Raw genomic sequence first — 407 nt, forward strand, 5'->3', positions numbered from 1 at the left:
CTGTCTGGATCAACAGCCGGATAACTGTCTTTGGCTAGTGCTTGAAGCTTTTCAGCATACTGTATGCCTTTGACTTTAGATAATTTCTTATCAGTACTGTGGATCAACTGATTCTTTAATACTGTCCGGGAAAGCCCCTGTACCAAGCTGGGATGTGGAAACAAACTAACAACATTTAACGCGAGCTTTGAAACCCGACTAGTAAAAAGCTGTTCAAGCTCTGGGAAAGTTTGTTGGAGTTGAGTGTGAAGCTGGACATGTTTAATGTGGATATCGGTTTGAACACGTTCATAAAAGCGGGCTAATTCGTGCATCTTCGCATAAACCCGTGTTCTGGGTTGTTTAAGACGAAAATGGTTATTCAACGCCGCCCTAGCAATCCGGTGGGCATCTTGGCGATCGGTTTT

The 407-nt window shown here is 43.7% G+C and carries 1 protein-coding gene; it reads right to left on the reverse strand.

Translation table 11 applies throughout. The annotated features are described in order from the left end of the window. A partial coding sequence (locus tag FC85_RS07655) for an IS110 family transposase (protein WP_157051281.1) occupies nucleotides 1-407 on the reverse strand: 407 nt, incomplete at both ends.

It is taken from the genome of Lentilactobacillus diolivorans DSM 14421, from assembly GCF_001434255.1.
GTDB classification, from domain to species: domain Bacteria; phylum Bacillota; class Bacilli; order Lactobacillales; family Lactobacillaceae; genus Lentilactobacillus; species Lentilactobacillus diolivorans.